General features: G+C 71.6%; 9 protein-coding genes and 2 pseudogenes. 4 read left to right on the forward strand and 7 right to left on the reverse strand.

The genetic code is table 11. The features are described from left to right. Positions 1–479 precede the first annotated feature (479 nt). Genes ACYQ77_RS43670 through ACYQ77_RS43680 form a run of 3 tightly spaced genes read left to right on the forward strand, consistent with a single transcriptional unit; the run spans position 480 to position 4,586 of the window. Entirely contained in the window at positions 480–3,101 is a 2,622-nt protein-coding gene (locus ACYQ77_RS43670) for a cation-translocating P-type ATPase (protein ID WP_459723326.1), read from the forward strand. Beyond that, positions 3,088–3,705, forward strand: coding sequence for a CBS domain-containing protein (locus ACYQ77_RS43675; protein WP_459723327.1), 618 nt, complete (start codon positions 3,088–3,090; stop codon positions 3,703–3,705). Before ACYQ77_RS43670 ends, ACYQ77_RS43675 begins: the two co-directional genes overlap by 14 nt. After that, complete coding sequence (locus ACYQ77_RS43680; RefSeq protein WP_459723329.1) at positions 3,702–4,586, forward strand: universal stress protein; 885 nt, start codon at positions 3,702–3,704, stop codon at positions 4,584–4,586. The genes ACYQ77_RS43675 and ACYQ77_RS43680 overlap by 4 nt, the downstream gene beginning before the upstream one ends. A gap of 50 nt (positions 4,587–4,636) precedes the next feature. Here ACYQ77_RS43680 and ACYQ77_RS43685 read toward each other — a convergent pair whose 3' ends face one another. From ACYQ77_RS43685 to ACYQ77_RS43715, 7 genes and pseudogenes are all read right to left on the reverse strand, one after another. Beyond that, positions 4,637–5,557 carry a hypothetical protein gene (locus ACYQ77_RS43685; protein WP_459723330.1) on the reverse strand — a complete coding sequence of 307 codons (921 nt, stop codon included), beginning with the start codon at positions 5,555–5,557 and terminating at the stop codon, positions 4,637–4,639. A gap of 77 nt (positions 5,558–5,634) precedes the next feature. Further along, the gene (locus ACYQ77_RS43690) at positions 5,635–6,609 is read right to left on the reverse strand and encodes an Acg family FMN-binding oxidoreductase (protein ID WP_459723332.1); all 975 of its coding nucleotides are present in this window, start codon (positions 6,607–6,609) and stop codon (positions 5,635–5,637) included. Positions 6,610–7,059: 450 nt separating this feature from the next. Then, complete coding sequence (locus ACYQ77_RS43695; protein WP_459723334.1) at positions 7,060–7,545, reverse strand: CBS domain-containing protein; 486 nt, start codon at positions 7,543–7,545, stop codon at positions 7,060–7,062. Positions 7,546–7,556: 11 nt separating this feature from the next. Continuing rightward, positions 7,557–8,297, reverse strand: coding sequence for a respiratory nitrate reductase subunit gamma (gene narI, locus ACYQ77_RS43700; protein WP_459723335.1), 741 nt, complete (start codon positions 8,295–8,297; stop codon positions 7,557–7,559). Further along, a complete protein-coding gene (gene narJ, locus ACYQ77_RS43705) occupies positions 8,294–8,983 on the reverse strand; it encodes a nitrate reductase molybdenum cofactor assembly chaperone (protein ID WP_459723337.1) in 690 nt (229 codons plus the stop codon). Before narJ ends, narI begins: the two co-directional genes overlap by 4 nt. After that, on the reverse strand, positions 8,980–10,602 hold the full coding sequence (gene narH, locus ACYQ77_RS43710) for a nitrate reductase subunit beta (protein ID WP_459723339.1): 1,623 nt from the start codon (positions 10,600–10,602) through the stop codon (positions 8,980–8,982). The genes narJ and narH overlap by 4 nt, the downstream gene beginning before the upstream one ends. Before the next feature lies 1 nt (position 10,603). After that, positions 10,604–14,292 (reverse strand): annotated as a pseudogene (locus ACYQ77_RS43715) (nitrate reductase subunit alpha). Positions 14,293–14,423: 131 nt separating this feature from the next. Here ACYQ77_RS43715 and ACYQ77_RS43720 point away from each other — a divergent pair. Then, positions 14,424–14,631 (forward strand): annotated as a pseudogene (locus ACYQ77_RS43720) (hypothetical protein); the annotation flags it as partial.

Raw genomic sequence — 14,631 nt, forward strand, 5'->3', positions numbered from 1 at the left:
GAGCCAGCCTGGCGAACGTCGCACTCACCGTGAGTGTGCCCGCGAACGCGGCGAGCGGCCACACCGGCGTCGTGAAACACAGGTGGACCATCCAGTCCGGGACCAGCACCGCGTGTGCGTGTCATCGCCATCCCGGCGAGGATCGCGAGCGGACCCGCCATGTCGGGAAGACCGCCCGGTTCGACCGGTCCTCGGCCCAGCCGTCGATCGTGCCCACGAGCTCATCGCCGGGCTGGAAGCCGACGCCGAGCCACCACGTCACGAAACCGGTCGACGCGGGTGAGCGCGCGCTCGCCTCCGGGCGGTGTTGCGGCCGGGACAGATCTGGCTCGGACGATCTGGCCGTCCTCGAGCGTGGTCCGTGGGTGTCGTCCAGGTCACTCTGCGCGTGTCCCGGTGGTGACACTGCGGCCGGTGGACCCTGGCCGGCAGGACTTCCGTCCCTGTCGGGCGGTGGTGTGCGCCGGGAGCCTGGAGGCATGCTCGGAACCGACACCCAGGCGTTGACGACTCCGTACTGCCTGCCGGCCGCTGATGTGCTGGCTCGGCTCGACGTGGTCGAGGACGACGGTCTGACCACGGCGGAGGTGGAGCGGCGGGTCCGTCGTCACGGGGCGAACGTCGTGCCGGTCCAGCGTGGTGCGGGTGTGCTGCGTATGCTGGCCGCCCAGTTCCACAACCCGCTGATCTACGTGCTGCTCGCGGCCGGAGCCATCACGCTGGCGTTCGGGGACCTCGTCGAGGCCGGGGTGATCGCGGGTGTCGTGGTGCTCAACGCGGTCATCGGGTTCGTGCAGGAGTCCCGGGCGCGGCAGGCGCTGGCGGCCCTGGCGCGGATGGTGCCCGCCGAGACCGTGGTCGTGCGCGATGGTGTGACGCGCCGGGTGCCCGCCAGTGCGCTGGTGCCCGGCGACGTCGTGGTGCTCGCGGCGGGGGACCGGGTGCCCGCGGATCTGAGGCTCGTCCAGGTGCGGACGTTCGAGGTGGACGAGTCGGTGCTGACCGGGGAGTCGGTGCCGGTGGTCAAGGCGGCCGGCGTCCTGCCTGCCGGGACCGGGGTCGCCGACCGGGTGAACATGGCGCACGCGGGGACGGTGGTGAGCCGGGGATCCGCGCGGGCGGTGGTGGTCGCGACGGGGACCGGCACCGAGCTGGGCGCGATCCAGCGCATGGTCGCGGACACCGCGCCGGTCGCGACGCCGTTGACCCGCAAGCTTGCCGTGTTCGCGCGCAGGCTGAGCGTGGTCATCGTCGGGGTGGCCGTGGTGACGTTCGTGGTCGCGCTCCTGCGTGGCATGCCGGTGGCCGACGCGTTCACCGCGGTCGTGGCGCTGGCTGTCGGTGCGATCCCGGAAGGTCTGCCTGCCGCGGTGTCGATCGTGCTGGCCATCGGTGTGGTGCGGATGGCGCGGCGCAAGGCCGTGGTGCGGCACCTGCCCGCGGTGGAGACCCTCGGCGGGACCACGGTGATCTGCACCGACAAGACCGGCACGCTCACCCAGAACCGGATGACCGTGACGACGGTGTGGCCTGCGGACGCGCCGAGCCGGGCGGAGTGCCTGGTCGCCGGGGTGTTGTGCAACGACGCCACATCGCGGCACGGCGACGACGGCTGGACGGCGGACGGTGACCCGACCGAGACCGCGCTCGTCGCGGCGGCCGTGGCGGCCGGGCTCGACCCCGGTGACCTGCACGAGCGGTTCCCGAGGAGCGACGTGCTGCCGTTCGACCCGGTCCGGCGGCTCATGGCCACCACGCACCGGACACCGGGCGGCGACGTCGGCTATCTGAAGGGCGCGGTCGAGGAGATCCTCGCGCGCTGCGTGGACGTGGACGTCGAGGCCGTTCTCGCACGGCAGGCCGAACTGGCTGCGAACGGGCTGCGGGTGCTGGCGTTCGCCAGGTTCGCCCCGGCCGGCGCTCTATCGTCTCAGATGGACAGTCCACACGCGACCTTCCTTGGCCTGCAGGCGATGCACGACCCGCCCCGTGAGCAGGCGGTGCGTGCGGTCGCCGCGTGCCGCGCAGCGGGCATCAGGGTCAAGATGATCACCGGCGACCACGCGGACACCGCGCGGGCGATCGCCGAGGCGACCGGCTTGGTCGACTCGGCCGCGGACGCCACCGTGGTGACCGGTGCGGACCTCGCCGGTCTCGACCGGCTCGACGAGGTCGCCGACGCCGACGTGTTCGCCAGGGTGTCGCCGGAGCAGAAGCTCGACCTGGTGCGCGTGCTGCAGGCGCACGGGCACGTGGTGGCGATGACCGGCGACGGCGTGAACGACGCCCCGGCACTGCGCCGCGCCGACATCGGGATCGCGATGGGCGCCGGTGGCACGGACGCGGCACGTGGCGCGGCGGACATGGTGCTGCTGGACGACGACTTCGCCACGATCGAGGCGGCGGTGGAGGAGGGGCGCGGTGTCTTCGACAACCTGCGCCGGTTCATCGCGTGGACCGTGCCGACGAACATCGGCGAAGGCATGGTGATCCTCGCCGCGGTGCTGCTCGGCGCGACGTTGCCGATCGTGCCCGTGCAGATCCTGTGGATCAACATGACCACCGCGGTCTTCCTCGGCCTGACCATGGCGTTCGAACCCAAGGCGGCCGGCATCATGACGCGCGCGCCGCGACCGCCGGACCGGCCGCTGCTCACCCGCACGCTCGTGCGGCAGATCGTGCTCGTCAGCGTGGTCCTCGTGGCCGCCGCGTTCCTCGCGTTCCATGGGGAGATCGCCGCGGGCGGGACGGTCGACCAGGCCAGGACCACAGCCGTGAACGTGTTCGTCTGCGTGCAGATCGCCTACCTGTTCAGCTGCCGCGCGCTCGACCGGCCGCTGTTCGGCGCCCGCCTCGGGCGCAACCGGCTGCTGTGGCTGGGAATCGGCATCACCGTCGTGCTCCAGCTGGCCATCACGTACGTGCCGGTCATGAACACCTTGTTCGGCACCGCGCCGACCGGCCTGCTCGCCTGGTTGTGGGCGGCGGGCGCGGCCGCCGTCGCGTTCGTCGTCGTCGAAGCGGACAAGCTGCTGTGGCGACGGCGTCCCACTGTCCACCGAGTACTCGACGAAGAGAGGAACAGTCATGCGCGCGCGTGACATCATGACGACACCGGTGATATCGGTGCGGCCAGGAACGCCGGTCAAGGAGGCCGCCGCGCTCCTCGCGACCAACGGCTTCACGGCACTGCCCGTGGTGTCCGAGGACGACCAGCTCGTCGGCATCGTCACCGAGGCCGACCTCGTGCGGGACCGCGTCCCCCGCGACCCCAGGGCGTACTGCCACCCGCTCGAACAGCTCCCCACCACCACGACGACCACCGTCGGCGAGGTGATGACGACGGCGGTCACCGCGATGAGCCCGGGGACCGACGTCGCTGTCCTCACCAAGGCACTGCTCGACGCGCATCAGCGCAGCATGCCGATCGTCGACGGGTCGCGGCTGGTCGGCATCGTCACCCGCCGCGACATCGTCCGGGTCATCGCCCGCGACGACCACACCATCGCCGACGAAGTCCGGCACCGGCTGGAGATCTACGGCGGCGGCCGGCGCTGGCGTGTCGAGGTGCACGACGGCGTGGTCGACATCGGCGACGAGTTCGACGACTCGACCGACCGGCACGTCGCGACGGTGCTCGCGGAGTCGGTTCCCGGCGTGGTCAGGGCGACCGCCTTCGCCGTGCGGGACGACGACGAGCGATGAGCGTGCCCGCGCCGGTCGTCGCCGGGATCGACGGCTCCGAATCCGCGCTGCTGGCGACCCGGTGGGCGGCAGCGGCGGCGTTGCGCCGCGGCACGTCGCTGCGCCTCGTGCACGTCTGCGCGGTCCCTGTCGGCTATCCGCCAGGGTTCGTCGACTCGCGGGTGCTGCGCGAGGCACTGGCAGAGCAGGGCAGGGGCAGGCTCGCGCGGGCGCGGGACGCGGCGGTGGCGGCCGCGCCGGGTTTGGCGGTGGAGACGGTCGAGGTCACGGCTGGTGTCGTGCCGACCATGGTGCGTGAGTCCGCCGCGGCGACGCTGGTGGCGCTGGGTTCGCGGGGTTTGGGTGGTTTCACCGGCTTGCTGGTCGGTTCCACTGCTGTTGAGGTAGCTGCGCGGGCGGAGTGCCCGGTGGTGGTCGTGCGGGGTGCTGAGCGGCCAGGGCCGGTGGTGGTCGGGGTCGACGGGACCGCCGCGAGCGAGGCGGCCATCGAGTTCGCGTTCGCCGAGGCGGACGCGCGCAACGTGGATCTGGTTGCCGTGCACGCGTGGACCGACCTGCTGGTGGAGACCGCGTTCGCGGGCGGAGCCGCCGCACTGGACTTCAGCCCGCTCGCACAGCAGGCGGAGGAGGTGCTCGGTGAGCGACTGGCCGGGTGGCGTGAGAAGTACCCCGACGTGCGGGTCACCAGGTACGTCAGCCGGGAGCGGGCGAGCCGTGCCCTCCTGCGCCACGCGGAAGAGGCTGCCCTGGTCGTCGTCGGCACCCGGGGCCGCGGCGGATTCCGCGGCCTCCTGCTCGGCTCGACCAGCCAGGCGCTGCTGCGTCACGCCCCGTGCCCGGTGGCCGTCGTGCGCACCGCACCTGGTGCTGAACAACGCTGAGACCGGTTGTAGCGCACCCCGGCCGACGGGCCGGGAAATGCGCGGAGGTATCACCGTGGCGGACGGCCCCGCGTGGTGAAGGTGCGCAGGGCCAGGCCGGTCACGGCTGCCACTGTGGCGGCCATGAGGAGGCCACCGCCCAGGCTGATGAGGATGGTGAGGGTGAGCGGCTGGCCTGGTTGCCACAGCGGTGTGGCGAACGTGAGGAAGACCGTGAGGCCGGCCAGCCAGGCGCCCGCGGTCGCGGTGATCCAGTGCTTCGCCCATGGCACGAGGTTGCGTAGCACGAACCATTGCGCGGTGCCGATCGAGAGGAGCAACGGCAGCGCGATCCCGGCGGCCACCGTCCAGGTGCCGCTCACGGCGGCGGGCAGCATGCCGAGCACGTACGCGAACGCAGCACCTGCCGAGGTGTAGCCGATCCAGCGGTGTGCCGGGAAGTTGTCGATCGCACGGCGTAGCACGATCGATTGCCCCCAACCGAGCATCGCTCCCTCGGCTACGCCGCCGAGCACCACGACGGGCATGGCGAGGCCGATGGGCGCCGCGGCGGTGAGCGCTCCGAGGAGCGCCGGGGCTGCGAACCCGAGCACCTCCGCCACCGTCACGGTGGCCAGCCACGTCCGGAACAGGCGCGCGCCGGTCAGCGTCGCGGGCCACGTGCCGATGTGGGCCCGCACCGTGACGACGTCGGTGGCGCCGTCGTGGTCGGTGACCTCGGCCGTGGTCTCGTGCCACCGGCCGTCGAGCCACATCTCAAGGGGTGCGGGGTGCCGGAAGTGTCGCCACCACCGCTTGCCGCCCGCGTGACCTGAGCGGATGACGACGTCCTCACCATCCCGCTCGTACTGCACGGGAAGGGCGACCGTGGTGTGGCCGCGGTGGGCGCGGTAGCGCACCGCGGCCGTCCCGCCGTCGATCAGCACGCGCGCCCGCGACCCGAGGAGCCGCAGCACCATTCGGTTGAACACCGGGGCGCCGCGGCTCGCTCGGGGCCGATCCCGCGTCGGCGCAGCCCGCGGGTCAGGAGACCGCCGACGGCCTGTCGTCATGCGAGGATCACCTCCTCGATGTCGCGGCGCGGGGTGGCAGGGAGGGGAGCAGCGGTGGTCGGCGCCCACCCGAGCCGGATGACGAGCTGGGGTTCGGCGGAACCGTCGAGAACGGTGTCGCGGATGTGGCGGCGGCTGTCGGCGATCTCCAGCGGCTGGGACAGCGGGCAGGTGGCGAGGCCGAGTTCGGTCGCCGCGAGCAGGGCGGCACTGGCTGCTTCGCCGGCCCGCAGCCGGGACAGGACGTCGTCGCCGGAGGTGGCGATGACCAGCAGTTCGGTCTGCTGTCCGTAGCGTTTGCCGGACGGTTCGGTGAGCGTTCCGTGCGGGAACGCGCGCAGGTCCGCGTCGTGCCGCGCGGCGGGGATGTTGGTGGCCGGCACTCCGTCGGGACCGCCGCGTGCGCGTCCGGTCCAGGAGGCGAGCTCGTAGGCGTAGTCAGGCGAGTTCGCCTGGATGACGGCCGCCTGGGCGATGGCCCCCGCCAGTTCGAACCGGGCGGCCGGATCGATGACCTGGACGGCCAGAGCTCCTTGGCCGCGTGCGTGCTCAGCGATGAGCCGCAGGTGGTCGGCCGGCACCGGCCAGGACGACATGCGTCTGCGGTCGGTGCGTCGCCGCGAGATCGCCGCCGCGGCCGCGATGTCCCGGTCGGACGGCTCGTGGGGGCGGAACCCGAGTGCGGCCAGGTGCTCCGGTGTGCCGGGGTTGGGCAGGTGCTGAACCGTGGTGGTCCAGCCGAGTGCCGCGATCGCGACCCGGAAGTGGTGGAGCGCGGCGCCACAGCTGATCAGCAGGTCACGCCCGGCGGGATCGGTGGCGGGTACGTGCCGGGTCCAGTCGGCGAACAGGTGCACCGACTCGTCGTCGATCCGCCACTGCCACGGCTGGGTGTTGTGAACCGAGGGGGCCCGTACGGCGAGGGTGATCGCCGTCCGCAGGTTCTCCCGGTCGGGCATCGCGATGTTCATGAGCAGCTCTTCCCGGACGTGCCGAATGTTCCTTGTCCCACTTTCGTCTGGCCAGGAAGGGAACAGCAGGGACTTAAGCCATCGCGGGATGGGCACCCGGTCACCAATCTCCTCGGACTCGCAACGCGAGATCCGGTGGGGCGTTCCGCACCGGCGTCCTGGTCGGCGGCAGAAGACCCCGACGTCGCCACGGCACGATGACGATCTGCGCGGAACAGGAGACGGTGCGGCTACGTGCCGATCATTCGGACCGGCTACGTGAGGTGCGGCTCGAACGCGGGCTGGTGGCACGGCACCCGAACGGCAGGGTGACGGCGAGTTCTTCCGGGCCACCGCCGCCGCCGCGGTATTCCGGTGAGAATTTGCGGTTTGGCGGCAGCGCTGGGTACCGCTGAGCGTCGATCGTCGTCCATGGCCGCAGCGTTGTGGGCGCACCCGCTGCTCGGTGCGTTAGTGGCTCGTCGCGACCGCACGGACTCGCCTCGTTCGGGGGCGCGGGAGACGTAAGACGTTCTCCGCCGCGCGTGCTGCCACGTCGGCGTCGCTGCAGAAGCCGGTGCGGCGGCGTTTGAGGCACACCAGCCCCAACAGCACGCCGTCGTCGTCGACAACCGCGAGACGCCGTTGTCCGAAGGCGAGGAGTCGCGCGCGGATCTGCTCGGCGGGTGTGTCCGTGGCGACCGTCCGGCCGGACAGCCGCGAGTGGGACAGGACGAGACCGTCACCGTCGAGGTCGTCGCGCAGGTCGTCGCGTACCAGGGTGCCCACCAGGTGCCCGGACTCGGTCAGCAGCAGCATGTGGACGTGGCCGTCGGCGAAGCAGGCGCGGGCCTGCGCGACGGTCGTGTCGACCGGCAGGGTCTTGGGCAGCCGGACCATCACGTCACCCGCCGTCCTGGCGAGCGGTTCCCGTGGCGTGGTCCGCGCAGTGGTCATGGCGCCGGCCCTCAGCGGTGGACGTCGTGCAGGCCGCCGTCCCGCACGACTGCGGGCGCCGGGACCGGAGCGGGCGGCGCGCCACGGCGCGCGCGGTAGACGACGTACGGGCGCCACAGGTACGCGAGCGGTGCGGACCACACGTGGACCAGCCGCGTGAAGGGCCAGAGCGCGAGGAACAGGAAGCCGCCGATCGCGTGCAGCTGGTAGAGCAGCGGGGCCCCTGCCATCAGGCGGGCGTCGGGGGAGAGCCAGAAGATGCCGCGGAACCAGACTGCGATCGTTTCGCGGTAGTCGTAGCCGTCACCGAGGAGGTTGGTGCCGACGGTGGCGATCATGCCGAGGACGACCATCGCGGCCAGTGCCGCGTAGAGCACCTTGTCCATGGTCGTGGTGACGCGGCGGACGCGGCCGTTGACGAAGCGGCGGGCGATCAGCAGTACGAGCCCGGCGACGAGCATGAGGCCGGTGAGCGTGCCCGCCCCCACGGCGACCGCGTGGTAGACGTGCTCGGAGATCCCGATCTTCGCCGTCAGCTCCGCCGGCATGAGCAGGCCCATCGCGTGACCGCCGATGACGCCGAACGCGCCGAGGTGGAACAGCGGCGAACCGAGTCGCAGGAGCCGGCTTTCCAGCAGCTGGCTGGTGTGGGTCGTCCAGCCGAACTGGTCGCGCCGCCAGCGCCACACGTGACCGGCCAGGAACACCGCCAGGCACGCGTAGGGCAGGACGATCCAGACGAACGTGGTCACGGGGCACTCTCCATCGACGGGCAGGTGAGGTCGGGGCCGAAGCTGATCGAGTCGGTGTCGGAGTCGTTGTCGCCGCCGTACGGCGCGAGCCCGACCGACTCCACGGGTGGGCCGTCCTCGGCGAGCGCCCGGATCGCGTCCCGGTCCGCGTCGTTCAGGGGTGGCAGCGCGGCGACGACCGCGTCGAGCACGTGCCGGTACGGCGACCCGGCTTCCGCCAGGGCGGTACGGAGCAGTTCCAGGCCACGGCGGTGCTGGCGCAGCGGGGCCTCGCCGTCGCCGGGACCCGCGGCGGCGGCGAACTCGAGCACCACCGGCAGCAGGTCGGGAAGCTCGCCGTCGGCAAGGCGCAGGCCGTGCGCGCGGTAGCGCTGTTTGAGGGTGAGCAGGGCGATGCCACGCTTGCGGGTGTCGCCGTGCAGGTAGTAGGTCAGGTACAGCCCCGACCGGCGCCGCAGGTCGAACGTGCGCACGTAGTGGGTCTCGACCTCGAGCGGGTCCGTGGTGAGGAACCAGTCGAGGAACGCGGTCAGCCGCTCACGGGCCTCGGGGTGGATGATCCCGGCGACGGCGGCGCGCAGTTCGGCGGCCGCGCCGAACTTCCGGTCGTCGGGATAGGTCAGCAGCACCGAGGCGAGGTCGAACAGACGGGACCGGTCGGACCCGGCGACCACGGGGGCGGTCACGGCCGCGCTCCCTTCGGGTCGATGGACAGGCCGAGCCTGCCGTCGGCGCGGCGGGCGAACAGGCCCCGGCGGCCGGGCCGGACCTGCCGGTCGTCGGCGACGAGGTGGAACTGTTCGGCGGTGGCCTGTTCGGTCATGCCCGGTCCGCCCGCGCAGTCGAGCGAGCAGTCCGACGTGGACGCGGCTTGTGCTTCCAGCGCGGCGGCGTCCTTGTCGTAGGCGGCGGGGACGACGTAGCGCTCGTCGTACTTGGCGATCGCGAGCAGCCGGTACATGGCCTCGATCTGCTCGCCGGTCATGCCGACCGCGTCGCAGAGTTCCTCGGCGACCGTGCCGTCGAGGGTGCGGGCCCGCATGTAGGAGCGCATCGCGGCGAGCTTCATCAGCACGCCGGCGACCGCGTCGGCGTCGCCCGCGGTGAACAGCTCGGCCAGGTACTCCACCGGGATGCGCAGGTCGCGGATGGTGTGGAAGACGTCGTCGGCGTCGGTGTCGTCGCGGCCGGCGGCACCGACCGCGTCCAGCACCGGGGAGAGCGGCGGGACGTACCAGACCATCGGCAGCGTCCGGTACTCCGGGTGCAGCGGCAGCGCGATCCGGTACTCGCTGATCAGCCGCCACACCGGGGACGCCTGCGCGGCGAGCACCCACTCCCGCGGCATGCCCGCTTCGGTGGCCAGGCGCACGGTCTCGGGGGCGTGCGGGTCCAGGAACACGTCCCGTTGCGCCGCGAGCAGTTCCCGCTCGTCCTCGACCGACGCGGCGGCGAGCACAGCGTCCTCGTCGTAGAACACCAGGCCCAGGTACCGCAGCCGGCCGACGCAGGTCTCCGAGCAGATCGTGGGCTGCCCGGCCTCGATGCGCGGGAAGCAGAAGGTGCACTTCTCGGCCTTGCCGGTGGCGTGGTTGACGTACACCTTCTTGTACGGGCAGGCGGTCACGCACATCCGCCAGCCGCGGCAGCGGTCCTGGTCGACGAGGACGATGCCGTCCTCCTCGCGCTTGTACATCGCACCCGACGGGCACGCCGACACGCACGCGGGGTTGAGGCAGTGCTCGCAGATCCGCGGCAGGTGGAACATGAACGTCTTCTCGAACTCGAACGCCACCCGCGCCGCGGCCTCGGGGTCCATGGCGGTGATGTTTGGGTCGGTGCCCGCGCGCTCGTGGGCGCCGCCGAGGCCGTCCTCCCAGTTCGCGCCCCACTCCAGGCTCATGGGCTCGCCGGTGAGGGCGGACCGGGGCTGCTTGACCGGGGTGTCGGTCAGGCCGGCGGGCGCGGTGACGAGGACGTCCCTGTCGAAGGTCGCCGGCTCGTAGTAGTCCTCGAGCGTGGGCAGGTCGGGGTTGGCGAAGATCCGCGACAGCCGCTTCGCGCGGCCGCCGGACCGCAGCACCAGGCGGCCCTTCGCGTCGAGCTGCCAGCCGCCCTTCCAGCGTTCCTGGTCCTCGTAGTGCTTCGGGTAGCCGATGCCGGGCTTGGTCTCGACGTTGTTGAACCAGACGTACTCGGTGCCCTCCCGGTTGGTCCACGTCTGCTTGCAGGTCACCGAACAGGTGTGGCAGCCGATGCACTTGTCGAGGTTCATCACCATCGCCACTTGAGCGCGGATGCGCATCTCAGTACTCCACTTCCTGGGCGCGGCGGCGGATCACGGTGATCTCGTCTCGCTGGCTGCCGATGGGGCCGTAGTAGTTGAAGGCGTAGGTCAGCTGCGCGTGCCCGCCCGCGAGGTGTGTCGGCTTGACGAGCAGCCGGGTCATCGAGTTGTGGTAGCCGCCGCGCTTTCCCTTGCCCTTGCCGTCCTTCTCGGTCTTCGGCACGTTCACGGTCCGCTCTGGTGAGTGGTACTGGAATACCGTGCCCTCGGGCATCCGGTGGCTGACCACGGCACGCGCCACGATCACGCCGTTGCGGTTCACCGCCTCGACCCAGTCGTTGTCCGCGACGCCGATCTTGGCGGCGTCCTCGACGCTCATCCAGATCACCGGGCCGCCGCGGGAGAGCGCGAGCATGAGTTCGTTGTCGTGGTACATCGAGTGGATGGACCACTTCGCGTGCGGGGTGAGGAACCGGACGGTGACGCCGCCGTCGGCGAGTTCGCCTGGTCTGCCGAAGTGGCGGGCCATGTTCAGCGGTGGCCGGTAGCCGGGCAGGTGCTCGCCCAGTTCGGCGACCCAGTCGTGCTCGACGAAGAAGTGCTGCCTGCCGGTGAGCGTGTGCCACGGCTTGCGGCGCTCGACGTTCATGGTGAACGGCGAGTACCGGCGTCCGCCCTTCTCCGAGCCGGACCACTCGGGGCTGGTGAACACCGGCTGCGGCGCTTCCTGGGTGGCCGCGTAGGTGACGTGGTCGGTCTCGTGGCCCTCGATCAGGTCGGTGAACGGCTGCCCGGTGCGCTTCTCCAGCTGCAGGAAGCCCTCGTGCGCGACGCGGCCGTTGGTGGTGCCGGACAGCGCGAGGATCGCCTCGCACATCCGGTCCGCTGTGGACAGTGAGGGACGGCCGTCCGCCGTGACGCCGTTCTTCTCCCGCAGGTACGCCAGTTCGGCGGTGACGTCGACCGTGATGCCCTTGGTGGTGGTGCCCAGCTTGTCCAGCAGCGGCCCGACCGCGCGCATCTTGGCGCCGATGAGGGTGTAGTCGCGTTCGACCTCGACCAGCTTCGGCATCGTCACGCCCGGCACCGGCTCACACTCGCCGAGCCGCCAGTCCCGCACCCGGCCCGACGGGGTCGCGAGCTCGTCCGGGGTGTCGTGCTGCAGCGGTGCGGCCAGCACGTCACGGCGGACGCCGAGGTGGACGACGGCCAGCTCGCTGACCTTGTCGGCGAGCGCGAGGAACGTGTCGTAGTCGGTGCGCACCTCGGCGGGTGGCGCGACCGCGGGGGAGAAGGCGTGCACGAACGGGTGCATGTCGGTGGTGGAGATGTCGTGCTTCTCGTACCAGGTCGCCGCGGGCAGCACGACGTCGGCGTGCAGACCGGTGTTGGTCATCCGGAAGTCGATCGCGGTGAGCAGGTCGAGCTTGCCGGTCGGCGCCTCGTCCCGCCACGTCACGTCGCGGGGCCGCTCGCCAGGCCCGCACTCCTCGGCCGAGGCCAGGGAGTCGACGCCGAGCAGGTGGCGCATGAAGAACTCGTTGCCCTTGCCCGAGGAGCCGAGCAGGTTGGCCCGCCACAGGGTCAGGCAGCGCGGGAAGTTCGCGAGGGCGTCCGGGTCGTCGGCGGCCGCCTTGAGCCTGCCTGCCTTCAGTTCGGCCACGATGTGCTCAGCGGTGGTCACGCCCGCGGCCGCGGCCTCGTCGGTGAGGTCCAGGGGGTTGCGGTCGAACGCCGGGTGACCGGGCGACCAGCCCATCCGCTGCGCGGCCGCGACGGTGTCGGCGAAGGTCATGCCCGCGAGGCGGCCCTCGCCCAGCGGGGAGGCCAGCTCGTCGGCAGGCACCTTCTCGTAGCGCCACTGGTCGGTGTGCAGGTACCAGAACGGGGTGCTTGCCTGATGGCGCATGGGACGCTGCCAGTCGAAGGCGAAGCTCATGTGCTGCTGGCCGGTGATCGGCCGGGCCTTCTCCTGGCCGACGTAGTGGGCCCAGCCGCCGCCGTTGACGCCCTGGCAGCCGGTCAGGGTGACCAGCGCGATGAAGGCGCGGTAGGTCATGTCGGAGTGGAACCACTGGTTCGCGCCCGCACCGAGCACGATCAGGGACCGGCCGCGGCTGCGCTCGGCGTTGCGGGCGAACTCGCGCCCGATCCTCGTCGCCATGGCGGCGGGGACGCCGGTGATCCGCTCCTGCCACGCCGGGGTGTGCGGGGCGTCGGCGTCGTCGTACCCGGTCGGCCACTCACCGGGAAGGTCACCGCGGCGCACCCCGTAGTTGGCCATGAGCAGGTCGAACACGCTGGTGACCAGGTGCTCGCCGACGCGCAGGACGGGGACGCCGCGGCGCATGGTGGTGCCGCCCTCGGTCGCGCCGGTGTCGAAGCGGGCGAGGTCGACGGCGACCTGCCCGGTCGCGTGGTCCATGACGCCGAGCGCGGGCACCACGTCGCCGAGGTCGAGGTTCCACCGGCCTTCGCCGTCCGGGCCGTACCGGAAGCCGAGGGAACCGTTGGGCGCCACCGGTTCCCGGTCGCGTCGTCGATCAGGACGGTCTTGTGGTGCGCACCGGTGCTCTCGTCACCCAGGTCGGCCGCGGTGAGGAACCGGTCGGTGGCGTACACACCCGGCTCGCGCTCGCGCAGTGTCACCAGGAACGGCAGGTCGGTGTAGGAACGCACGTAGTCGGTGAAGTAGGGGACCTGCCGGTCGCGGAAGAACTCGGTGAGCACCACGTGGCCCATGGCCATCGCGAGCGCGCCGTCCGTGCCGGGGTGCGGGGCCAGCCAGTCGTCGGCGAACTTGACGTTGTCGGCGTAGTCGGGGCTGACCGCGACGACCTTCGTGCCGCGGTAGCGGGCCTCGGCGAGGAAGTGCGCGTCCGGGGTGCGGGTGACCGGGATGTTCGAGCCCCACATGACCAGGTACGTGGCGTTCCACCAGTCGCCCGCCTCCGGCACGTCGGTCTGGTCACCCCACACCTGCGGCGACGCGATCGGCAGGTCGGCGTACCAGTCGTAGAACGACAGCAGCGTGCCGCCGAGCAACGCGTGGTAGCGGGTGCCCGCCGCGAACGACGCCATCGACATCGCCGGGATCGGTGAGAACCCGACGACGCGGTCCGGCCCGTAGGCCTTGGTGGTGTACACGTGCGCGGCGGCCACCATGGTGGTCACCTCGTCGTGCGTGGCCCGCACGAACCCGCCCCGCCCACGCTGTCCCTTGTAGACGGCCGACTTCGCCGGGTCCTCGACGATGTCCGCCCACGCCGCCACCGGGTCGCCGAACCGCCGGAGACCGGCCCGGAACATGGTGATCAGCGAGCCGCGCACGTACGGGTGCCGCACCCGCGACGGCGAGTACTCGTACCAGGAGAACGAGGCACCCCGCGGGCAGCCGCGGGGCTCGTAGTCGGGGCTGTCCGGTCCCGTGGTCGGGTAGTCCGTCGCCTGGTGCTCCCACGTGATCAGATCGTCCTTGACGAAGACGTTCCAGGAGCAGGACCCGGTGCAGTTCACACCGTGCGTGGAGCGCACGACCCGGTCGTAGCTCCACCGGTCGCGGTAGAACGACTCCCAGGCACCGGAGTCGATCTGGTGCAGGGTTCGCCCGTGGTCGCCGACCGTCTCCTTGGTCAGAAAACGCCGCACGCCGAGCAGAGCGCTGTGGCCGGGGACACGGTCGTTCCCGGGGACAGGTTGAGTGGACACGTTCACAAGGTTCGCCGAGAACGCCCCGCCGCTCCGCAGGCGAACGACCCGCGGGTCGGGGACCTTCGTCCCGCGGACGTCGGGGCGTTGATCCCTGCCGGTCGGTCGCGCCGCGCCACATCCTGGACGGCATGACGACACACGCGACACGGCCGGGCGCGTCCACGGCCGGCCCCACCCGCGAGGACTCCTCGCCGCCGGTCCGCAGGCGGGTGTTGATGCTGGTGCTGGCGATGGTGGGCTTCGCCGTGAACTTTTGGGCGTGGGCATTGCTCAGCCCGTTGGGTCCGTTGTTCAAGGAGGACCTGGGGCTGAGTGCTTTCCAGCAGGCGCTGCTGG

Source organism: Actinophytocola sp. KF-1 (genome assembly GCF_054661535.1).

Bases quoted from the DNA above. Each gene is read 5' to 3' on its own strand.
- ACYQ77_RS43670 (WP_459723326.1), top strand. From the start codon at position 480: ATGCTCGGAACCGACACCCAGGCGTTGACGACTCCGTACTGCCTGCCG.
- ACYQ77_RS43675 (WP_459723327.1), top strand. From the start codon at position 3,088: ATGCGCGCGCGTGACATCATGACGACACCGGTGATATCGGTGCGGCCA.
- ACYQ77_RS43680 (WP_459723329.1), top strand. From the start codon at position 3,702: ATGAGCGTGCCCGCGCCGGTCGTCGCCGGGATCGACGGCTCCGAATCC.
- ACYQ77_RS43690 (WP_459723332.1), bottom strand. From the start codon at position 6,609: ATGAACATCGCGATGCCCGACCGGGAGAACCTGCGGACGGCGATCACC.
- ACYQ77_RS43695 (WP_459723334.1), bottom strand. From the start codon at position 7,545: ATGACCACTGCGCGGACCACGCCACGGGAACCGCTCGCCAGGACGGCG.
- narH (WP_459723339.1), bottom strand. From the start codon at position 10,602: ATGCGCATCCGCGCTCAAGTGGCGATGGTGATGAACCTCGACAAGTGC.